The organism is Streptomyces sp. NPDC054866 (assembly GCF_053610745.1).
The window spans coordinates 687,990-706,894 of record NZ_JBSGZA010000004.1 but is presented as its reverse complement, the minus strand read 5'-3'; the positions used below and the strand labels follow the sequence as shown (position 1 = coordinate 706,894).

General features: G+C 72.0%; 20 protein-coding genes. 11 read left to right on the top strand and 9 right to left on the bottom strand.

Going from position 1 to position 18,905, the window contains the following annotated elements; translation table 11 throughout:
- Window positions 1-5 precede the first annotated feature (5 nt).
- Entirely contained in the window at window positions 6-695 is a 690-nt protein-coding gene (locus tag ACWGI2_RS23860) for a TetR/AcrR family transcriptional regulator (protein WP_453697483.1), read from the top strand.
- Window positions 696-712: 17 nt separating this feature from the next.
- A complete protein-coding gene (locus ACWGI2_RS23855) occupies window positions 713-1,504 on the top strand; it encodes an SDR family NAD(P)-dependent oxidoreductase (protein ID WP_453697482.1) in 792 nt (263 codons plus the stop codon).
- On the opposite strand, the gene ACWGI2_RS23850 is transcribed toward ACWGI2_RS23855, so the two are convergent.
- Together ACWGI2_RS23850 and ACWGI2_RS23845 are read right to left on the bottom strand one after the other, a co-directional pair.
- Complete coding sequence (locus ACWGI2_RS23850; RefSeq protein ID WP_453697480.1) at window positions 1,501-2,112, bottom strand: isochorismatase family protein; 612 nt, start codon at window positions 2,110-2,112, stop codon at window positions 1,501-1,503. The genes ACWGI2_RS23855 and ACWGI2_RS23850 overlap by 4 nt on opposite strands.
- Window positions 2,105-3,358, bottom strand: coding sequence for an amidohydrolase family protein (locus tag ACWGI2_RS23845; RefSeq protein ID WP_453697478.1), 1,254 nt, complete (start codon window positions 3,356-3,358; stop codon window positions 2,105-2,107). The genes ACWGI2_RS23850 and ACWGI2_RS23845 overlap by 8 nt, the downstream gene beginning before the upstream one ends.
- 152 nt (window positions 3,359-3,510) lie before the next feature.
- Here ACWGI2_RS23845 and ACWGI2_RS23840 point away from each other — a divergent pair, with 152 nt between their 5' ends.
- Complete coding sequence (locus ACWGI2_RS23840; RefSeq protein WP_453697476.1) at window positions 3,511-3,801, top strand: DUF1232 domain-containing protein; 291 nt, start codon at window positions 3,511-3,513, stop codon at window positions 3,799-3,801.
- On the opposite strand, the gene ACWGI2_RS23835 is transcribed toward ACWGI2_RS23840, so the two are convergent.
- The 3 genes from ACWGI2_RS23835 to ACWGI2_RS23825 form a co-directional block, all read right to left on the bottom strand.
- Window positions 3,772-4,491, bottom strand: a complete 720-nt coding sequence (locus tag ACWGI2_RS23835) for a DUF2470 domain-containing protein (protein WP_453697475.1) — start codon at window positions 4,489-4,491, stop codon at window positions 3,772-3,774. The genes ACWGI2_RS23840 and ACWGI2_RS23835 overlap by 30 nt on opposite strands.
- Window positions 4,492-4,605: 114 nt before the next feature.
- Window positions 4,606-5,235: an MBL fold metallo-hydrolase gene (locus ACWGI2_RS23830; protein ID WP_453697474.1), complete on the bottom strand. Its 630-nt coding sequence runs from the start codon at window positions 5,233-5,235 to the stop codon at window positions 4,606-4,608.
- Window positions 5,235-6,320: an S-(hydroxymethyl)mycothiol dehydrogenase gene (locus ACWGI2_RS23825; RefSeq protein WP_453697472.1), complete on the bottom strand. Its 1,086-nt coding sequence runs from the start codon at window positions 6,318-6,320 to the stop codon at window positions 5,235-5,237. Before ACWGI2_RS23825 ends, ACWGI2_RS23830 begins: the two co-directional genes overlap by 1 nt.
- 193 nt (window positions 6,321-6,513) lie before the next feature.
- Here ACWGI2_RS23825 and ACWGI2_RS23820 point away from each other — a divergent pair, with 193 nt between their 5' ends.
- Window positions 6,514-7,302 (top strand): ABC transporter permease, encoded by a 789-nt coding sequence (locus tag ACWGI2_RS23820; RefSeq protein ID WP_453697470.1) that lies wholly within the window; start codon window positions 6,514-6,516, stop codon window positions 7,300-7,302.
- Window positions 7,303-7,358: 56 nt separating this feature from the next.
- Window positions 7,359-7,850 carry a glutathione peroxidase gene (locus ACWGI2_RS23815; RefSeq protein WP_453697468.1) on the top strand — a complete coding sequence of 164 codons (492 nt, stop codon included), beginning with the start codon at window positions 7,359-7,361 and terminating at the stop codon, window positions 7,848-7,850.
- A 77-nt stretch (window positions 7,851-7,927) separates the two neighbouring features.
- Here the strand turns inward: ACWGI2_RS23815 and ACWGI2_RS23810 are convergent, their stop codons facing one another.
- Window positions 7,928-8,251, bottom strand: a complete 324-nt coding sequence (locus ACWGI2_RS23810; protein WP_453697466.1) for an MmyB family transcriptional regulator — start codon at window positions 8,249-8,251, stop codon at window positions 7,928-7,930.
- Between the two features lie 90 nt (window positions 8,252-8,341).
- On the opposite strand from ACWGI2_RS23810, the gene ACWGI2_RS23805 reads away from it, so the two are divergent.
- Entirely contained in the window at window positions 8,342-8,692 is a 351-nt protein-coding gene (locus tag ACWGI2_RS23805; protein WP_453697465.1) for an NAD(P)H-dependent oxidoreductase, read from the top strand.
- Between the two features lie 24 nt (window positions 8,693-8,716).
- On the opposite strand, the gene ACWGI2_RS23800 is transcribed toward ACWGI2_RS23805, so the two are convergent.
- Entirely contained in the window at window positions 8,717-9,544 is an 828-nt protein-coding gene (locus ACWGI2_RS23800) for an NAD(P)H-binding protein (protein WP_453697463.1), read from the bottom strand.
- 240 nt (window positions 9,545-9,784) lie between these two features.
- On the opposite strand from ACWGI2_RS23800, the gene ACWGI2_RS23795 reads away from it, so the two are divergent.
- The gene (locus ACWGI2_RS23795; RefSeq protein WP_453697461.1) at window positions 9,785-10,957 is read left to right on the top strand and encodes a D-alanyl-D-alanine carboxypeptidase family protein; all 1,173 of its coding nucleotides are present in this window, start codon (window positions 9,785-9,787) and stop codon (window positions 10,955-10,957) included.
- Between the two features lie 21 nt (window positions 10,958-10,978).
- On the opposite strand, the gene ACWGI2_RS23790 is transcribed toward ACWGI2_RS23795, so the two are convergent.
- Window positions 10,979-11,392, bottom strand: a complete 414-nt coding sequence (locus tag ACWGI2_RS23790) for an SsgA family sporulation/cell division regulator (RefSeq protein ID WP_453396312.1) — start codon at window positions 11,390-11,392, stop codon at window positions 10,979-10,981.
- 221 nt (window positions 11,393-11,613) lie between these two features.
- Here ACWGI2_RS23790 and ACWGI2_RS23785 point away from each other — a divergent pair, with 221 nt between their 5' ends.
- From ACWGI2_RS23785 to ACWGI2_RS23770, 4 genes are all read left to right on the top strand, one after another.
- Window positions 11,614-13,248 (top strand): sigma factor, encoded by a 1,635-nt coding sequence (locus ACWGI2_RS23785; protein ID WP_453697459.1) that lies wholly within the window; start codon window positions 11,614-11,616, stop codon window positions 13,246-13,248.
- Window positions 13,249-13,440: 192 nt separating this feature from the next.
- A complete protein-coding gene (locus ACWGI2_RS23780) occupies window positions 13,441-14,982 on the top strand; it encodes an ATP-dependent DNA ligase (protein ID WP_453697457.1) in 1,542 nt (513 codons plus the stop codon).
- Between the two features lie 142 nt (window positions 14,983-15,124).
- Entirely contained in the window at window positions 15,125-15,610 is a 486-nt protein-coding gene (locus ACWGI2_RS23775; protein ID WP_336605696.1) for a cation:proton antiporter regulatory subunit, read from the top strand.
- Window positions 15,611-15,614: 4 nt separating this feature from the next.
- Complete coding sequence (locus tag ACWGI2_RS23770; protein WP_453697456.1) at window positions 15,615-16,877, top strand: cation:proton antiporter; 1,263 nt, start codon at window positions 15,615-15,617, stop codon at window positions 16,875-16,877.
- A 162-nt stretch (window positions 16,878-17,039) separates the two neighbouring features.
- On the opposite strand, the gene ACWGI2_RS23765 is transcribed toward ACWGI2_RS23770, so the two are convergent.
- Window positions 17,040-18,896: a gamma-glutamyltransferase family protein gene (locus ACWGI2_RS23765; RefSeq protein WP_453697455.1), complete on the bottom strand. Its 1,857-nt coding sequence runs from the start codon at window positions 18,894-18,896 to the stop codon at window positions 17,040-17,042.
- Window positions 18,897-18,905: the final 9 nt, after the last annotated feature.

The following is an 18,905-nucleotide window of genomic DNA, read 5'->3' as shown; positions in this document are numbered from 1 at the left end:
AAGACATGAACAAGGCGACGGAATCCAAGGCTGCGGAATCCGGCTCAGATGCCCCGGCCGGCGGCGGGAGCGGCGAGGACCGCAGGCAGCGCAAGGCCCGGCTGACCCGGGAGGCGCTCGCCGACGCGGCCATCGACCTGATCCTGGAGCACGGCCTCGCGGCCGTCACCGTGGAGGCCATCGCCGAGCGCGCCGACGTCACGCGCCGCACCTTCAGCCGTCACTTCGGCGGCAAGGAGGCGGCGGCGCTCGACTTCACCCGCGCCGACGGCGACCGCATCAACGCGGCCCTGCGCACCCGCCCCGCCGACGAGCCCCCGCTGGCCGCCTACCGCGCGGCCGTGCGGGACTGGCTCGCCGACCCGGAGTCCCCCGGCCCGCACCGCCGGGCCCGGTGGCGGGAGCTGCTCGCGCTCGTCGACACGGAGCCCGCCCTGTTCGCCGCGTACGAACGCGTCCGGGTCGACGCCCAGGACGAGTCCGTCCGGATCATCGCCGACCGGCTCGGCACCGACCCCGCCCGGGACCAGCGCCCGGCCGTCGTTGTCGGCGCCGCCGCCGGAGTCCTGACCGCGGCCCTGCGCAGCTGGGCGCGCGGCGGGCACAAGCACGACGCAGACCTCGCCGCACATGTGGAGCAGGCCTACGCCGTCCTGACCGGGGAGGCAGCAAGCGCCGCCCCGCACATCGGATGAGGAAAGCGAAGAGCACCATGAGCACCACCCCCGCCACCACCACCCCCGCCCCTGACTACGCCACCGAGTTCGCGGGCAAGACCGCGCTGATCACCGGCGCCGCCTCCGGCATCGGCCTGGCCACCGCCCGCCGCCTGGGCGCGGGCGGGGCGAACGTCGTCATCGCGGACTACAACGCCGAGGGCGCGGAGAAGGCCGCCGCCCAGCTCCTCGCGGAGGGCGTCAAGGCCGCCGCGGTCGCCGTGGACGTCACCGAGCCCGCTTCCGTCGAGGCCGCCGTGCGGTTCGCCGTCGACACGTTCGGCGGGCTCGACCTCGCGGTCAACAACGCGGGCATCGGCGGGGAGAGCAAGCCGACAGGCGCGTACGACATCGACGTCTACAACCGCGTCGTACGCACGAACCTCGACGGCGTCTTCTACTCGATGCGCTATGAACTCCCGGTCCTTGAGGCCTCGGGCGCGGGCGCCGTCGTGAACGTCGCCTCGATCCTCGGCTCCGTCGGCTTCGCGGGCTCCCCCGCCTACGTCGCCGCCAAGCACGGCGTCGTCGGCCTCACCAAGACCGCCGCCGCCGAGTACGCCGCGAAGGGCGTCCGCGTGAACGCGGTCGGCCCCGGCTTCATCGAGACGCCCCTCCTCCAGAACATGGACAAGGAGGCGTACGACGCCCTCGTCTCCCTGCACCCCGCGGGCCGCCTCGGTCACTCCGAGGAGGTCGCCGAGCTGATCGTGTTCCTGCTCTCGGAGCGGGCCTCGTTCATCCACGGCAGCTACCACCTGGTGGACGGCGCGTACACCGCCCGCTAGGGCTTGGTGAAGTCGACGTCCTGGGCCCTCGCGACGATCTCCACCTCGTCGCCGAGGGCCCATTCGGCCACCCGCGACACCATCGCCGCCGGGACCATGTCGCTGATGCCTTCGGCGGCCGGGATGTCGTACGTGGCGTGCGCGTCGTGCGGCAGGACGACACGGAAGTCCAGCTCCAGGGCGGTACGCGCGGTCGCCATCACGCACATCTCGGACTGCACCCCGCAGAGGGCCAGTTCGTGCACACCCGCTTCGGCGAGCAGGTCCGCGAGTCCGGTCTCCTCGAAGCCGTCGTCGACGGTCTTGCGCAGGACCCTCTCGCCCCTGTCGGTGTCCGCGGGGAGGTGTATCTGCCAGCCGGGAGCGCCGGGTTCGTCGACGGCTCCCGGCTCGCCGTCGTTCTGGAGCTGGACGACGAGGGCGCCCGCCGCGCGGGCCCGGCTGATCAGGTCGGACGTCCGGTCGAGGACGCGGACCGCTTCGGGCACGGCGTCGGCGCCGGTGACGAAGGCGGCCTGCATGTCGACGACGATCAGTGCCTGGACCGGCTTGGCGGGAACGGGCTTCGTGGGAAGCGCCTCTGCGGGATGCGGGGATTGCTCACTCATGGTCCACCATCTTGCCGTTCGCCATGATCAGCCGTACGTCGCCCAGGGCCTCCACATCCCTGAGCGGATCGCCGTGCACCGCGATCAGGTCGGCGCGATAGCCCGCGGCCAGGCGTCCGACGTGGTCGGCGATGCCCAGAGCGTCGGCCGCCTCCGTGGTCGCCATGTCGATGACGCGGCCGGGTTCGATGCCCAAGTGCTGGTAGAAGCCGAGGCTCTGGGCCAGGCCGTCACAGCCCGCACGCTGGACTCCCGCGTCCGTCCCGGCGATCAGCCGCGCGCCGTGCTCCGCCATCGTGCGGACCTGGTCGAACATCGCCTTGGCCCGTTCGGCGCCGAAGAACATGGGCAGCATCCGCCAGTTCGGGCTGACGGTGGGGCAGATCCGGATGCCCTTGTCGACGATGGCGTCCAGGACGTCCTCGCGCAGGCCGAGGCCCTTGCGCGTCATCCAGGTGCAGTGCTCGATGGTGTCGACGCCCGCCATCACGGCGGCCACGATCCCCGCGGTGCCGTGTCCGTGGGCGGCGACCGGCAGCCCCACCCGGTGCGCCTCACGGACGATCACGCGGATCTCGGGGGCGTCGAACTGGGCCTGCCACGTGGCGGGACCGCCTCGGGTGAGGCCGCCGCCGGTGGCCATGACCTTGATGACGTCCGCGCCGAGCTCGGCGTTGCGCCGGACCAGGGCGCGGATCTCGTCCTCGCCCTCGACCTCACCGCCCAGGAACCAGCAGTGGCCGCCCTTCGTGGTCAGCGGTGTCGTGGCGGCGATGATCCGCGGGCCCGGCACCCGGCACGCGGCGATCTCCTCGCGCAGCCGCAGGGTGAGGCGGCCCCGGTCACCCAGATCGCGCACCGTGGTGACGCCGCTGCGCAGGAACTGGAGCGCCCGCTCCTCCATCGCCGCCATGAGGGTGGTGTCGCTGTGCGCGTCCAGGACCGCGACGGGGTCCTTGCTCGCGTCGAACACCAGGTGGACATGGGCGTCGATGAGGCCGGGCAGCACCGTGGCACCGGGCAGCGCGTACCGCCGCGACACGCCGCGTGCCAGGGGCTCGACCTCGGCCCGGGCGCCCGCGGCGACGATGTCGGTGCCCTCTGTCAGTACGGCGCCGTCTGTGACGTACTGGCCACGCGGCCCGGTCAGAACCCGCCTTGCCAAGATCAGCGTCTGGCTCATCTCTGCCTTTCCGGGAAGGAGTTGGAGGAGCTGGCGGTGGTGCCGGCCTCCATCGTCCGTCATGGGAGGGCAGAAAGTCCGTCGTCGGGGAGCGGAACGTCCGTCGTACGAGGGCGGGACAGGATGTTCGCGCGGCGTCCCGCGGGTACCCATAGCCTGGGCCGAGTGCCCGCGCAGGACGTCGCGGTACGTCGCAGGATGGAGGTCAGGGTCTGATGAGCACGGAAGTCACGGTCCTCCTTGTCGCCGGCGCGGTCCTGGTGGCCGCGACACTCGCGGTCGCGATCGCGCTGCTCGTACGTCTGGTCCGCACACGCCGCACGTTGCGCGCGGCGGGACTGCCCGTCGAGCGCCAGTGGGTGTTCTGGGGGGCGGTCGCCTATCTCGTCCTGCCGGCCGATCTGCTGCCGGACCCGGTGTTTCTCGATGACATCGGCGTGCTCGTACTCGCGCTGCGGTCCATGAAGTCGGCGAATTCAGGCATCGGGGGGCGTGGGGCGCAGTAGGGGGCGGCGCAGGTGCCGGGCCTTCGTGAGCAGGATGTGCATGCGCTCGGTCACCTGGGACACGTCCTCGACGGGCTCGTCGAAGGCGAGCCGGACGTCCGCCTGGCTGCGGGCCTTTTCAAGGCGCAGTGTGAGCGCGTAGCGGTCGATGGCGAGCGGGCGTACGCGGACCACGCCGTGCAGGCTGTCCGCGCACACGAGCCGGGTCAGCTGCTCGACGGCGTCCTCGTGCGCGTCGGCGAGATGGGTGAGGAGGCGCGCCTCCGCCTCGGCCAGCGGATCGGGCGCGGCCAGGGCGAGTTCGTCGAGGTCGATGCCGATGCGGCCGCCCGTGGAGTCGTGCAGTACGGCGCAGGTCGGCGTGAAGATGAATCCCTCCCCGTCGGGTACCAGTGACCCCGAGAGCCACAGCCGGGCCCGGATCCGGTCCCTGACCGGCACGGGGGCGACGTCGGCGAACTCCACCAGGGTGGACGGTTCGCCGCGCGGCGCGCAGATCATCGCGGTGGCCAGCGCGCTGTCGGGTGGCGGGGACAGCAGGAGGATGCCCTCCGGCGTGACGCTGTGCGCGCCGACGAGTTCATCCCTGCCGATCTCCGTGGTCACCGCGCAGGACCACGCGGTGGTGAGCAGTGAGCGAGCGCGTGCCGCTGCAGTGGGCACGGTCGTGCTGGCGTGACGGACACCCATCCTTCAACCTCCATTAGGTAAGCCTTGCCTAACTTATCGGAGATCGCGGGACAGGGCCAGTACGCGAAAGGCCCCGCGCGGTGAACCACGCGGGGCCGTTGTCAGTGCGGTCAGTCAGTGACCGCGGGCGATCCACTCCTCCAGGTGCGGCGCCTCCGCACCGACGCTCGTGCTGTCGCCGTGCCCGGTCCGCACCACCGTCTCGGGGGGCAGCGTGAGGAGGCGGTCCCTGATCGAGTCGACGATGGTCGGGAAGTCGCTGAACGACCGGCCCGTCGCTCCGGGGCCGCCCGCGAAGAGCGTGTCGCCGGTGAAGACCGCGGCAAGGGCGGGCGCGTAGAGGCTGACGGCGCCCAGGCAGTGGCCCGGGGTGTGCAGGACCTTCAACTCCGTGCCCGCCACGGTGAGTTCCTGCCCGTCGGACAGCTCACCGTCGGGGGCGCGGTCGGGGTGGGTCTGCTTCCACAGCTCCGCGTCGGCGGGGTGCAGCAGGATCGGCGCCCCGGTGCGGTCGGCGAGGGCCGGGGCCGCGTCGATGTGGTCGTCGTGGGCGTGTGTGCACACGATCGCGACGACGCGGCGCCCGCCGACCGCCGCCGCGATGGCGTCCGCGTCGTGCGCCGCGTCGATGACGACGACCTCGCTGTCGTCACCCACGATCCATACGTTGTTGTCGACGTCCCAGGTGCCCCCGTCGAGGGAGAACGTGCCCGATGTGACCAAGTGGTCGATGCGCGCCGCCATCAGAGGACCACCACCGAACGCAGGACGTCCCCGTGGTGCATCCGCTCGAACGCCTTCTCCACGTCTGCGAGCGCGATCGTCTCCGTGACGAACGCGTCCAGGTCGAGGCGCCCCTGCTGGTAGAGGTCGATGAGCATCGGGAAGTCGCGTGAGGGCAGACAGTCCCCGTACCAGCTCGACTTCAGCGCGCCGCCGCGCCCGAAGACGTCGAGGAGCGGCAGATCGATGCGCATCTCCGGTGTCGGCACGCCGACCAGGACGACCGTGCCCGCCAAGTCGCGGGCGTAGAAGGCCTGTTCATAGGTCTCCGGACGGCCGACCGCCTCGATGACGACGTCGGCGCCGTTCCCGTCGGTCAGCTCGCGGACCGCCTCGATGGGGTCGGTGGAGCGGGAGTTGACGGTGTGCGTGGCGCCGAGGCCCTTGGCCGTATCCAGCTTCTTGTCGTCGATGTCCACGGCGATGATCTTCGCGGCGCCCGCGAGGCGCGCGCCCACGACCGCGGCGTTGCCGACGCCGCCGCAGCCGATGACGGCGACCGAGTCGCCGCGGCCGACGTTGCCGGTGTTGATGGCGGCGCCGATACCGGCCATGACACCGCAGCCGAGGAGCCCGGCCGCGGCGGGCGAGGCGGCCGGGTCGACCTTGGTGCACTGCCCGGCGGCGACGAGGGTCTTCTCCGCGAAGGCGCCGATGCCGAGCGCGGGCGAGAGCTCCGTGCCGTCCGTGAGGGTCATCTTCTGCTTGGCGTTGTGCGTGTCGAAGCAGTACTGGGGGCGGCCGCGCAGGCAGGCGCGGCACTGGCCGCACACCGCACGCCAGTTGAGGATCACGAAGTCGCCGGGCGCGACCTCCGTGACACCGTCGCCGACCGACTCCACGATGCCCGCCGCCTCATGGCCGAGGAGGAAGGGGAAGTCGTCGTTGATGCCGCCCTCGCGGTAGTGCAGGTCGGTATGACAGACCCCGCAGGCCTGCACCTTCACCACGGCTTCCCCGGGCCCCGGGTCCGGCACGACGATCGTCTCGATCCGTACCGGCTCGCCCTTCGCGCGCGCGATCACGCCCTGTACCTGCTGCGCCATGAGGTCAGCCCTTCTTTCTTCCGGCGTTACTTGCTCGTCCGGCATCGCATGTTCTTCCCGCATCCTCACAGACCGGGCCCACCCGCGACGACCCCGGACGCACGAGTTCCGATCATCGATTTCAGGCTCTTTCCCTGATCTGTTCAGGCTCTTTCCCTGATCCGCGGGCCGCGGTGCCGCCTAGGGTGGGCTGGTGCGTGATCTCGCTGCCCAGGCCCTGCTTCCGGTCAACGCGACGCTCGGTGTGGTGCTCCTTGTCCTCCTGCTCGCCGCCGCCACGACGGCAGCCGTGTTCCGCCTCTCCCCCGACGGCTCGTACGGCAGGGCGCGGGAGATCCTCGTGGCCGGGGTGCGGGCTGCCGTACAGCTGGGCGTGGTGTCCCTGGTGATCGGCTGGGTGATCCACCACGTCGTGGCGCTCTTCGCCTTCCTGCTCCTGATGTTCGCGGTCGCCGCGCGTACGGCGGGGCGCCGCATCACCGCCAACGGCACCTGGTGGTGGGCGGCGCTGCCGATCGCGGGGCCGGTCGTCCCGGTGGTGGCGGGGCTGACCCTGGCCGGTCTACTGCCGGTGAACGGCATCGCCATGATCCCCGTGACGGGCATCCTCATCGGCGGTGCGCTGACCGCGACGGTGCTCGGCGGGCGCCGTGCCCTGGATGAACTCCGTTCCCGCAACGGCGAGTTCGAGGCGGGCCTGGCCCTTGGCCTGCCGGACCGGGACGCCCGCCTCGAGGTGATCCGCCCCGCCGCGTCGGACGCCCTGCTGCCGGGACTCGACCAGACCCGCACGGTGGGCCTGGTCACACTCCCCGGGGCCTTCGTCGGCATGCTCCTGGGCGGCGCGTCCCCCGTCCTCGCGGGCGCGGTGCAGCTGTTCGTGCTGATCGCTCTGATGGCGATCCAGGCGATCGCGGTAGCAACGACCGTCGAACTGGTCGCCTGCGGACGCCTGAATCGGACGGCGACTGTCTTGGAATGACGAGGGGGCACCATCTCCCTGCGGGCGCGCTTCGGCCGGAGCGTAGGCTCCGGAGCATGTCTGTCTACGACGCGGTAAAGATCGAAAACCTTCAGGGCGGCTCGGCGGACCTGGGCCAGTACCTGGGCAAGGCCGTCCTGATCGTCAATGTCGCCTCCAAGTGCGGGCTCACCCCGCAGTACGCGGGCCTGGAGCGGCTGCAGGAGAAGTACGCGGCCCGTGGCTTCACGGTCCTCGGCGTGCCCTGCAACCAGTTCATGGGCCAGGAGCCCGGTACGTCCGAGGAGATCGCCGAGTTCTGCTCGGCGACGTACGGCGTGACCTTCCCGATGACCGAGAAGGTCGACGTGAACGGCGACGACCGGCACGCGCTGTACGGGAACCTCGTGGGCACGGCGGATGCCGAGGGACACACCGGCGACATCCGCTGGAACTTCGAGAAGTTCCTCGTCGACGCGAGCGGCGACGTGGTGGCCCGGTTCTCCCCGCAGACCGAGCCGGACGCCCCCGAGGTCGTCGCCGCGATCGAGGCGAACCTGCCGAAGTAACCCAGCCGCACCGCTACACCGCTGCACCACTGCACCGCTAAGGCGCGGCACACCGGTCACTTCCGGTGTGCCGCGCCTTAGCCGTCCCGGCCATGGGAGGGCAAGCCCTGGGCCAGGGCCGCGAGCGCGTCGCTCTCCGCGCTGCCCTCTTCGGCGCTGAACACGTGCACCACCAGGCCCGTCTCACCGGGCGCGGCCGGCACATGCAGGCTCTCGAAGTCCAGGGTGAGAAGTCCGGCCACCGGATGCCGCAGCCGCTTGCGGCCCGCCGCGCACATCACGACCTCGCCGCTGTCCCAGATCCGCCGGAACTCGGCGCTGCGCGCGGCCAGTTCGGCGATGAGCGCGGCAAGCTCCGTGTCCTCGGGGTAACGCCCCGCCGCCACCCGCAGCTGGCCCACGGCCTCCGCCGCCCTGGCCTCCCACTCGGGGTGGACGTCGGGGGACGCGGGGGCGAGGGTGCCTTGGGGGGGCGCCGTGCGCTGGTGTCGGTGACGGTCGGCGCCCGGGAGTCGGCGTTCTCCGAGCGGGGGATCCACGGGCGCCTCGCGGACGTCCTGCATCCGGTGCAGCACGGCCTGTTCTGGTTCACCGGCATGGCGCCCCTGGAACCGTTCGCGGTGTACGCCGCCAACGAGCTGCCGGAGGATCAGTTCGCGGCGGCGAAGCGTGAGTACGCGCGACGCCTCGCCGGGCTCTTCACGGATGAGCCGGTCCCGTTCCGCTCGCTCGTCGGCGGCGACTACGACCACGACATGCGGTTGCTGCCGGGCGTGGAGGCGCCGGGGACGAAGGGTCTGGATCTCCACGTCCGGGCGGGCGGCTGGGGAGCGGGTGGCTGAGGGCGGGCAGGGTGACCGTCCTCGCTAATTGAACGCTGCCGCGTTCCTCGCCACCCACTCGGCGAACGCGCGGGGCGGACGGCCGATGACCCGCTCGACGTCGGGGCTCACCCGCTGCTCCTCGGCGGACGGCGTGCCCAGGATGGCGAGGGTGGCGTCCACGACCTGCGCGGGCATGAACCGCATCATCTGGGCCCGTGCCTCCGCATGGCTCTGCTCGACGAACCGCACCGGCTCGCCCAGCACGTCCCCGATCGCGGCCGCCTGCTGCCGGGGCGAGAGGGGGACGGGGCCGGTCAGTTCGTACGTGGCGCCGCCGTGGCCGCTGTCGCGCAGCGCGGCGGCCGCGACCTCCGCGATGTCGGCCGGATCGATGACCGGCAGCGCGATGTCCCCGAACGGCGCGGCCACCTCCCGCCGCTCCCGGACCGAGTCGGCCCAGAGGAAGGCGTTGGAGCCGAAGCCTCCCGGGCGCAGCACCGTCCATTCCAGGCCCGACCGCTTGACGGCGTTCTCGAACTCCGGAGGGTGCCGTAGCGACCCGACGCCCTGCGAGGACAGCAGGACGACCCGCCGGACGCCGCAGGACCGCGCGGCTTCGAGGGCGCCGTTCACGTTTCCGCCGCCGAGCACCAGATCGCCGGAGGTCAGCAGGAACAGGGCTTCGGCGCCTTCCAGCGCGGGCTTGAGGCCCACCGGGTCGGCCACATCGGCCTGCCGATGTCGTACGCCTTCCGGGGTGTCCGGCGCCGCTGTCCCGCGCGAGACCGCCGTGACCTGTTCACCCGCCTCGACGAGGGCCCGCACGAGAGGCCTGCCGACATTGCCCGTAGCCCCGGTCACCGCGATCATTCTTCGCTCCCACGAGTCGTATGAGTCGTTCTTCTGCGTCGTTCTGCTGCGTCGTTCTTCGCCGACTCGATGGAAGCTACCGGCGCGGGGTCAGTAGGTACCTAGAGGAAAGTAATGGGGAGAGCGGTCATTCGTGACCGACCTCACAACTCCCTTGGCGCGCAGGCCGCCGACCGCCCCGTACATCCAGCCGGACCAAGCTGACCTGCGGGCTTCAGGCCGCGCTCGTACGGTGACTGAATGGTCATCAGGTACCTCCCGCGCTCCTCGTCCGTCCGCACCGCGGCCCTCGCGCTGGCCGCTCTGGTCCTCCTGCCCACACCCGTCGCCGCGGCCGTCGAGGAGCCCACGCCACCCAAGCCGGGGCCCGCTTACTCCTCGAACCTCCTCGACAGGCCGGGCGTTCAGGTCCGGCCCGGCGCCGGCGCCCCGGCCGTGCCGAGCGACGTCTCCGCCCTCTCCTGGCTGGTGGCCGACGCCCGTTCGGGCGAAGTGCTCGCCGCCCACAACGCGCACCGCCAACTGCCGCCCGCCTCCACCCTCAAGTCGCTCTTCGCCCTCACGGCCCTGCCCCGCCTGGACGCCGTGGCCCGGCACCGGGTCACCCAGAGCGAGCTCTCCGAGGTAGGGGACGGCAGCAGCCTGGTGGGCATCGAGGCGGGACGCAGCTACACCGTCGCCGACCTGTGGCGCGGCGTGTTCCTCAGCTCCGGCAACGACGCCGTGCACGTGCTGGCCAAGCTCAACGGCGGCTGGCAGCAGACCGTCCGTCAGATGCGCGCGAAGGCCCGCGCCTTGGGCGCCCACGACACCCATGTGGTCTCTCCCGACGGTTACGACGCGGCGGGGCAGGTGTCGTCGGCGTACGACCTGGCGGTCTTCGGCCGGGCGGGGCTCGCGGACCCGCAGTTCGCCCGCTACTGCTCGACGTCGATCGCGAAGTTCCCGCACGGCGACTGGTCCTACCCCATCCAGAACACCAACCGGCTCCTCACCGGAGCCGACGGCGTGGCCCCCTACCCGGGCCTGCTCGGCATCAAGAACGGCTACACCAGCCACGCGGGCAACACCCTCATCAGCGCGGCGCAGCGCGGCGGCCGCACCCTCGTCGTGTCGGTGATGAACCCTCAGGCGAGCGGCGGGTACCGCGTGTACGAGGAGACCAGGTCGCTCCTCGACTGGGGGTTCAAGGCGGCGAAGCACGTCAGGCCGGTGGGTTCGCTGATCCCGGCGAGCGAGAAGCGGGGCACGGCGCAGGGTTCCGTGACCGCTGCCGAGCTCGCCGCCCACGCAAGCGGTTCGGACGGCTCGGACTGGACCGCGAACCTTCTCGTGGCCGGGGGTTCGGCGGCTCTGGTGGCGGGTGCGGTGGTGGTGATCCGGCGGCGGCGGTCGGCCCGCGTCCACCGCTGATCGTGGCCGGGGGCCTCCCGCTCAGACTCCGCCCAGCAGACGGGCGAGATCCTGGTCCAGGCCGAGCCCCGCGGCCTCGCACCCCACCCCCACCACGGCGTACGTACGGAGCAGGAAACGCCGCAGCACGGCTCTGTCGAACTGCACAAGGGCCAGGCCCTGCGGCGCGTGGAACTCGAGAACCGTGCGGGCCCGGCCGCACGGCCAGATGTGCACGTCGCCGCCGCCCGCGGGGGCGCGCAGCCCCTCCTCCAGGAGCTGACGGGCGAAGATCCAGGTGACTTCCGCGCCATCGAGGGAGGCCTCCGACGGGAAGACGATCTGGACGGCCAGGGGGTCGGCCGCCGCATAGCGCAGGGTCACGGGCAGCGCGCGCTCGCGCCCTTCGGGGGTGATCAGGCAGGCGCGGGCGGGCTGCTCAAGGGTGACGGCCATGATCGGACTCCTGTTCTGGCGCAGCTGCCGCTGCTCGCTTGCTCGCTCTGCGTTCTTCCGTCTTCCGTGCCTGTTCGAGTCCGTGGCCAGGTGGTTCATTACGCGACACGCGGGCCGATCTGTGTGACCTGCGCCACTCTCGCATCACAAGTCGGACATTTAACGCCTAGGCTTTCGAATTCGTCCGAACCACCCGCAGTGGGACCGGGAGAGTTTCTGCCATGACCGACGTCCCCGCCGACGGGCCCGTCACCACGCCCGCCACGGCCGCGTACTCCCGCATCTACGAGGAAGAACAGCCGCGTCTCGTCGCCTACGCGCGCTCGCTGACCGGCAGCGCCTGGGTCGCCGACGACCTCGTCGCGGAGGCGCACTTCCGCGTCTGGCGGCGACTGTCCTCGGGGCACGAGATCGAGAACGTACCGGCGTACCTCATGACAACCGTGCGGCACCTGGCGGCTGCCGTGGGGCGCGATGCCGGGCGCGAGACACCGCGTGATCCGCATGCCCCGGAGACGGTCGAGCCCTTCGGCGTGGTGGCTGGTGGTGTGGTGGCCGGTGGCGGTGAAGACCCCGGTGACCGTGTCTCCTCCGTGGACCTGCTCGGCCGCGTGCTCGGGCAGCTGCCCGAGCGCTGGGTGAAGGCGTTGTGGCTCGCCGAGGCGGAGGGGCAGCCGCTGGAGACGGTCGGGCGCCGGATCGGTGCCGGGCGGGGCGCGACGGCCGTACTGCTCCACCGTGCCCGCGAGGGGATGCGGCAGGCGTTCCTGCGCGCCCATCCCGGGACGCCCGAGGATCCCGCGTGCGAGCAGCACTGGGACCGCATACCCGGCCACATACGCGGCGAGGCCTCCGCCCGGCAGTCCGAGCAGCTGCTCGCCCATCTCGACGGCTGCGCCGACTGCCGGGGACGGCTCGCGCTGCTCGCCCGCGCGAACGACCGGCTTCCCGCGCTGGTGGGACCGGCGCTGCTGATCTTCGCCTTGGGCGGCACGGGCAAGTTCCTCCTGCCGCTGGCCGCGGGTTCCGCGGGGTCTGCGGGGGCCGCTTCCGGCTCGGGTGGGCACGGGGGCTTCCTGCACGGCGTACGTCACGTCCTCACCGGAGGCGGCAAGGTGCCGGCCGCGGTGGTGGGGGTCGTGGGTGCGTCTGTGGCGGGGGCGGCTGTGGCGGCGGGGCTCGTGCTCGGGGGGCCTGACCCTGCGGCGCCGCCGCAGCGGGCCACCGCGGTGGAGAGCGGGGCACCGGAGCGGGCTCCCTCTTCGGCGGCCTCGACGGCTCCTGTGCCGGAGCGTCGGGGGGAGGGTGCGGGGGCTGGGTCTGGTCCGGCTTCGGCTCCGGCTTCGGCTTCGGCTTCGGCGGAGGTGCCCCTGGTGCAGGAACCTTCGACGGAGGAGGCGGCTGCGGAGGAGACGCCCCCAGTACAGGAACCTCCCGCGGAGGAGGCACCTGCGCCGGAGCCCCCTGCGCAGGATCCTCCTGGCGAGGAGGAAGCGCCGCCGGAGCAGGAGCCTGCTGTCGGGGAGGCGCCTGCGCAGCCGGTCGCTCCCGCGCCTGAGCCGTCGGCTCCGGCAGAGCGGCCGGAGGGGGAGGCCCCCTCGGAGCCAGCAGAGTCGGTTGAGCCGGTTACGCCTGCTGAGCCGACCGAGCCGGTCGTGCCGCCCGTCGAGCCGACGGAACCTGCGACGCCGGTACCGACGCCCACGTCTATACCTACGCCGACTCCCACGCCTCCCCCGACGCCCGCTCCGGTGGGCCCGACGCCGGTCGAGCCCACCCCCGTCGAGCCCACGCCTCCGCCCTCGCCGGTCTGTGAGCCCTGGGTCGGGCCGATCCATATCTGTCACAGTCCGTAGTCGGGGGTGTCGGGGGTGGGTCGACAGGCTCAGTCCCCGACCCCGCCCCTTCCCGAAAACCCGCTCCGGCGCGGGGGCCTTGCGCGCCGTCGATCACCGGCTTCGCCGAGTTCGTCCTCAAACGCCGGACGGGCTGAAAGCTTCGCGGGGCCCCGGTTTCGGGAAGGGGTGGGATCGGGGAAAGGAGAACGCATGCTCCTCGCCCGCCTGGCCCACGTATCCGCCGCCGTCGCCACCACCCCCGCCCGGTCCCAGAAGATCACCCTCCTCTCCGACCTCTTCCGCGCGGCCGCCCCCGCCGACGCCCCCATCGTCATCCCCTACCTGGCGGGCCGCCTCCCCCAGGGGAGGCTGGGCGTCGGGTGGAGTCTTCTGAAGGATGCGCCCCCGCCCGCCGTCGAGCCCACCCTCACCGTGCAGGCCACGGACAACGCCCTGACCGCCATCGGCGCCGTCTCGGGGCAGGGGTCCCAGTCCGAACGCAGGCGACTCGTAAGGGAGTTGATGGGTGCCGCCACAGGCGAGGAGCAGCGGTTCCTCGTCGGGCTGCTGACCGGCGAAGTCCGGCAGGGCGCGCTCGATGCCATCGCCGTGGAGGGCCTCGCCCGCGCCACGGAGGCCCCGCCGGCAGCCGTGCGCCGCGCGGTGATGCTGGCCGGGGCGGTGACTCCCGTCGCCGAGGCCCTCCTCGCGAGAGGGCCGAGCGCGGTGGACGAGTTCCGGCTCAGCGTCGGGCAGCCCGTGCTGCCGATGCTCGCGCACGGCGCCGGGTCCGTCACCGAAGGCGTCGGCAAGCTGGGCGGGCCGTGCGCCATCGAGGAGAAGCTGGACGGCATCCGCGTCCAGGTGCACCGCGACGGGGACGACGTCCGCGTCTACACCCGCACCCTCGACGACATCACCGACCGCTTTCCCGAACTCACCACTGCCGCGCGGGACTTGGCGGGTGAGACCTTCATTCTCGACGGTGAAGTCATCGCGCTCGACAGCCACGGCAGACCCCGGCCCTTCCAAGAGATCGCCGGACGCGTGGGGTCCCGTGTCGACGTCACCACCGCCGCAGCCGGGCTCCCCGTCTCCCCCGTCTTCTTCGACGCCCTGTACGCCGAGGGGATGGATCTCCTCGATCTGCCGTTCGTCGAGCGGCACAGCCATCTGGCCCGGCTCGTCCCCGAGCCGATGCGGGTGCGGCGCACCCTCGTCACCGACCCCGCCGACGAGTCCGAAGTGGGCGCCGCGGAAGAGTTCTTCGCCGACACGCTGCGCCGCGGCCATGAAGGCGTCGTACTCAAGGCCCTCGACGCGCCGTACATCGCCGGGCGCCGAGGCGCGAGCTGGCTGAAGGTCAAGCCCGTGCACACCCTGGACCTCGTCGTGCTCGCCGCCGAGTGGGGACACGGGCGGCGTACCGGCAAGCTGTCCAACCTGCACCTGGGTGCCCGGCGACCTGACGGAACGTTCGCCATGCTCGGGAAGACCTTCAAGGGCATGACCGACGTGATGCTCGCCTGGCAGACCGAGCGACTGCGTGAGCTCGCGGTCAGCGACGACGGCTTCGTCGTGACCGTACGTCCCGAGCTCGTCGTCGAGATCGCCTACGACGGGCTGCAGAAGTCCACCCGCTATCCGGCCGGCGTCACGCTCCGCTTCGCCCGGGTCGTGCGCTATCGCGAGGACAAGTCGCCGGCGGAAGCCGATTCCGTCGAGACGGTGTTGGCGGAGCATCAGCCCTAGAGCTGCATCACCCTTAGAGCTGCGTCAGTCCTAGACCCGGCACGGGACCTATACCACCAAGTTCTGGCAAAGAACGGGCCGATAGGGTGACCTTAACGCCGTATTGACGCCCACCAGCCCGATCAGCACCTAGGGGAAAGCTGTGCCCGCTTCACGCCTGAGCCAGACGCCACTTCCAGGCATCGGAATCCGGTACGACCTGACGACCCGAGAACAGCGCCGGGTCTCGGTCGTCGCGCACCGGGACGGCGCGCGCACCCTCAGCGCCTACCGCGCCGACGACCCCGACGAGTGCGCCCTCTCGCTGCGGCTGAGTTCCGGTGAGGCGGACGCCCTGATCGACGCGCTGATGCCCTCGCACCACAGCCCGAACCTCCTGCACACCACCGATCTCGGCCTCGTCGCCGAGCGCATCGAGGTGTCCGGTACCTCGCACTGGAACGGACGGCTGCTCGGCGAGACCCAGATGCGCACCGAGACCGGTGCCTCCATCGTGGCCGTGCTGCGCAGGGCCGACGCCATTCCGTCGCCCGCGCCCGACTTCCGCCTCGCGGGCGGGGACACACTCATCGTGATCGGCACCCGCGAGGGTGTGGAGAGCGCCGCCGCGATACTCGGGCGGGAGTGATTCGATGCACTCCGCTGTCTTCCTGATCGAGTTCGGCGCGATCATCCTCGCGCTCGGGCTGCTCGGCCGATTCGCCGGGCGGTTCCGCTTCTCCCCGATCCCGCTCTATCTGCTCGCCGGGCTCGCGTTCGGCGAGGGCGGGCTGCTTCCGCTGGGCGCCAGTGAGGAGTTCGTCGCGATCGGCGCCGAGATCGGCGTCATCCTGCTGCTCCTGATGCTGGGCCTCGAATACACGGCGAGCGATCTGGTCAGCAATCTCAAGACGCAGTACCCGGCCGGGCTCGTCGACATGGGGCTCAACGCCGTGCCGGGCGCGATCGCCGCGCTGCTCATGGGATGGGGTCCTGTCGCCGCGGTCGTTCTCGCGGGCGTCACCTGGATCTCGTCGTCCGGGGTCATCGCCAAGGTGCTCGGCGACCTGGGGCGCCTCGGCAACCGCGAGACGCCCGTCATCCTCAGCATCCTGGTCCTCGAAGACCTGGCGATGGCGGTGTATCTGCCCATCATCACGGCCTTGTTGGCCGGTGTCGGGTGGGCCGCCGGCAGTCTCACCCTGGGCATCGCGCTCGGGGCGGCCGGTCTGGTGCTGTTCCTCGCCGTGCGCTACGGCCGCGTCATCTCGCGCTTCGTATCGAGTGACGACCCCGAGAAGCTGCTCCTGGTCGTCCTCGGTCTGACGATCCTGGTCGCCGGGATCGCGCAGCAGCTCCAGGTCTCCGCCGCCGTGGGGGCGTTCCTGGTCGGCATCGCGCTGTCCGGAGAGGTCGCCGAGGGCGCGCACAGCCTCCTCGCCCCGTTGCGTGACCTGTTCGCCGCGGTCTTCTTCGTCTTCTTCGGCCTGCACACCGACCCTGCGAGCATCCCGCCGGTGCTGCTTCCCGCGCTCGCGCTCGCCGTGGTCACGACGTGCACGAAGATCGCCACGGGATACTGGGCGGCCCGCCGCGCCAAGATCTCCGTGAAGGGGCGGTGGCGGGCGGGCGGTGCGCTGGTGGCGCGCGGCGAGTTCTCCATCGTGATCGCGGGTCTCGCGGTCACCGCGGGCATCGAACCTTCGCTCGGCCCACTGGCCACGGCGTACGTCCTGATCCTGGTGATCGTCGGCCCGCTGACCGCACGCTTCGCACAGCCGGTGGCCGCGCTGGTGGGCGGCACCGTCTCACGCCGCCGCGAAACCACCGCCGCGGTGACCCTGCCCTCCCCACGAGAGCCGGAGCGGTCGTCGGAGGAGTCGCTCGACGGACAGGGCACGAGCGGCCGGCCCTGACGCCCGCCTTCGGCCGGGTACGCGGCGCACGACGCCGCGTACCCGGCCGTGCCGCAGGGCTCCTCGGATCTGCGTCTGCCGGGTTCGCGCCATTGCCGACCGCGGATCGTGGTCCGTCCTCGCGCAGTTCCCCGCGCTCCTTCGGGGCGCTCTCCGGGTTCTCTACCGCCCCACGGCGTACCCCTGCATCCCCCGCGGATTGGCCGCCGCCGAGAGCACGCCGGTCCGTGGGTCCCGTGCCACCGCGCACAGGCGTCCCTCCGACCAGGGTTCGCCGACCGTCACGTCGTGCCCGCGTCGCCGCAGTTCCTCGATGACCGCCTCGTCCATGCGGGACTCGACCGTGACGCTTCCCGGGCGCATGCCGCGCGGGTAGAAGGAGCCGGGGAAGCTGTCGTTGTGCCAGTTCGGGGCGTCGATGGCGCCTTGCAGGTCGAGGCCGCCGCGTACGGAATCGCGCAGCGCCACCGCCAGGAAGAAGTGCACCTGCCACTGGTCCTGCTGGTCTCCGCCCGGCGTACCGAACGCCATCACCGGTACGCCGTCCTTGAGCGCGAGGGACGGCGTCAGGGTGGTGCGCGGACGGCGGCCCGGCGTGAGGGAGTTGGGCAGGCCCTCCTCCAGCCACGCCATCTGGAGGCGGGTGCCGAGCGGGAAGCCCAGCTCCGGGACGACCGGGTTGGACTGCAGCCAGCCGCCGCTCGGCGTCGCCGCGACCATGTTGCCCCAGCGGTCGACGACGTCCAGGTGGCAGGTGTCGCCGCGGGTCGCGCCGTCCGCCGAAACGGCCGGTTCGCCGGGCACGGGTGACGTGCCGCTCTTGGCGACGGTCGGCTCACCGGCACCCGCTCCGGGCAGGCCGAGCGCGTCGAAGCCGGGCTCGCCCGCGGCCACGGCGCTCGCGTGGGCGGAGATCTTGGCAGTGCGCCCGCCGGGGCTCCCCGGGCGCAGGTCGTGCGACGCCTTCTCGCCGATGAGCGTCCGCCGCGCCTCGTTGTAGGCGGCGGACAGCAGCTCGGCCACGGGGACCGTCTCGGCGCCGTCCGCGTCGCCGTACCAGGCCTCGCGATCCGCCATGGCCAGCTTGCAGCCCTCGATCAGCAGGTGGACGTAGTCGGCGGAACCGTACGCGGGCAGGTCCGCGAGCGCCGAGGGGAGCACGGCCAGCTGCTGGAGGAAGACCGGGCCCTGGCTCCAGCCGCCCGCCTTGCACAGCGTCCAGCCGTTCCAGTCGTACGTCGCCGGGGCCTCGTAGCTCGCCTCCCATCCGGCGAGGTCCGCCGCCGTCAGCGTTCCGGTGTGCCGGGATCCGCTGGTGTCCATCGCGGGACGGCCCGCCTGGCGGACCAGCGCCTCGGCGATGAACCCCTCGCTCCAGATCTTCCGCGCTGCCTCGATCTGCTCGACGCGTGAGCCCGTCCCCGCCTCCTCGATCACGCGGCGCCAGGTCGCGGCGAGCGCGGGGTTGCGCAGGAGCTCGCCGGGCCGCGGGGACCGGCCGCCCGGCAGGTAGATCTCGGCCGACGACGGCCATTCGGTCTCGAAGAGTTCACGTACCGTCTCGACGGTCTCGCCGACGCGCTCCACGGGCGCGTGCCCGTCTTCCGCGTACCCGATGGCGTACTTGAGGACATCGGCGAGGGACTTGGTCCCGTGGTCGCGCAGGAGCAGCATCCACGCGTCGAAGGCGCCCGGCACGGCAGCCGCGAGCGGCCCTGTGCCCGGCACCAGTTCGAGGCCGAGCGAGCGGTAGTGGTCCACGGTCGCCCCGGCGGGCGCGACGCCCTGCCCGCACAGGACCCGCACCTCCCCGTCGGCGGGGGCCAGGATGATCGGCACCTCGCCCGCGGGGCCGTTGAGATGCGGCTCGACGACGTGCAGGACGAAACCCGCGGCGACCGCCGCGTCGTAGGCGTTGCCGCCGTCCTCCAGGACGGCCATCGCGGACTGCGAGGCGAGCCAGTGCGTGGAGGACACCATGCCGAAGGTGCCTTGCAGGGTCGGCCTAGTGGTGAACAAGAGTGCTGC

Bases quoted from the DNA above. Each gene is read 5' to 3' on its own strand.
- ACWGI2_RS23825 (WP_453697472.1), bottom strand. From the start codon at position 6,320: ATGGCGCAGCAGGTACAGGGCGTGATCGCGCGCGCGAAGGGCGAGCCG.
- ACWGI2_RS23860 (WP_453697483.1), top strand. From the start codon at position 6: ATGAACAAGGCGACGGAATCCAAGGCTGCGGAATCCGGCTCAGATGCC.
- ACWGI2_RS23845 (WP_453697478.1), bottom strand. From the start codon at position 3,358: ATGACGGACGATGGAGGCCGGCACCACCGCCAGCTCCTCCAACTCCTT.
- ACWGI2_RS23850 (WP_453697480.1), bottom strand. From the start codon at position 2,112: ATGAGTGAGCAATCCCCGCATCCCGCAGAGGCGCTTCCCACGAAGCCC.
- ACWGI2_RS23840 (WP_453697476.1), top strand. From the start codon at position 3,511: ATGAGCACGGAAGTCACGGTCCTCCTTGTCGCCGGCGCGGTCCTGGTG.
- ACWGI2_RS23830 (WP_453697474.1), bottom strand. From the start codon at position 5,235: ATGGCGGCGCGCATCGACCACTTGGTCACATCGGGCACGTTCTCCCTC.
- ACWGI2_RS23780 (WP_453697457.1), top strand. From the start codon at position 13,441: ATGCTCCTCGCCCGCCTGGCCCACGTATCCGCCGCCGTCGCCACCACC.
- ACWGI2_RS23815 (WP_453697468.1), top strand. From the start codon at position 7,359: ATGTCTGTCTACGACGCGGTAAAGATCGAAAACCTTCAGGGCGGCTCG.
- ACWGI2_RS23770 (WP_453697456.1), top strand. From the start codon at position 15,615: ATGCACTCCGCTGTCTTCCTGATCGAGTTCGGCGCGATCATCCTCGCG.
- ACWGI2_RS23795 (WP_453697461.1), top strand. From the start codon at position 9,785: ATGGTCATCAGGTACCTCCCGCGCTCCTCGTCCGTCCGCACCGCGGCC.
- ACWGI2_RS23835 (WP_453697475.1), bottom strand. From the start codon at position 4,491: ATGGGTGTCCGTCACGCCAGCACGACCGTGCCCACTGCAGCGGCACGC.
- ACWGI2_RS23785 (WP_453697459.1), top strand. From the start codon at position 11,614: ATGACCGACGTCCCCGCCGACGGGCCCGTCACCACGCCCGCCACGGCC.
- ACWGI2_RS23800 (WP_453697463.1), bottom strand. From the start codon at position 9,544: ATGATCGCGGTGACCGGGGCTACGGGCAATGTCGGCAGGCCTCTCGTG.
- ACWGI2_RS23790 (WP_453396312.1), bottom strand. From the start codon at position 11,392: ATGGCCGTCACCCTTGAGCAGCCCGCCCGCGCCTGCCTGATCACCCCC.
- ACWGI2_RS23855 (WP_453697482.1), top strand. From the start codon at position 713: ATGAGCACCACCCCCGCCACCACCACCCCCGCCCCTGACTACGCCACC.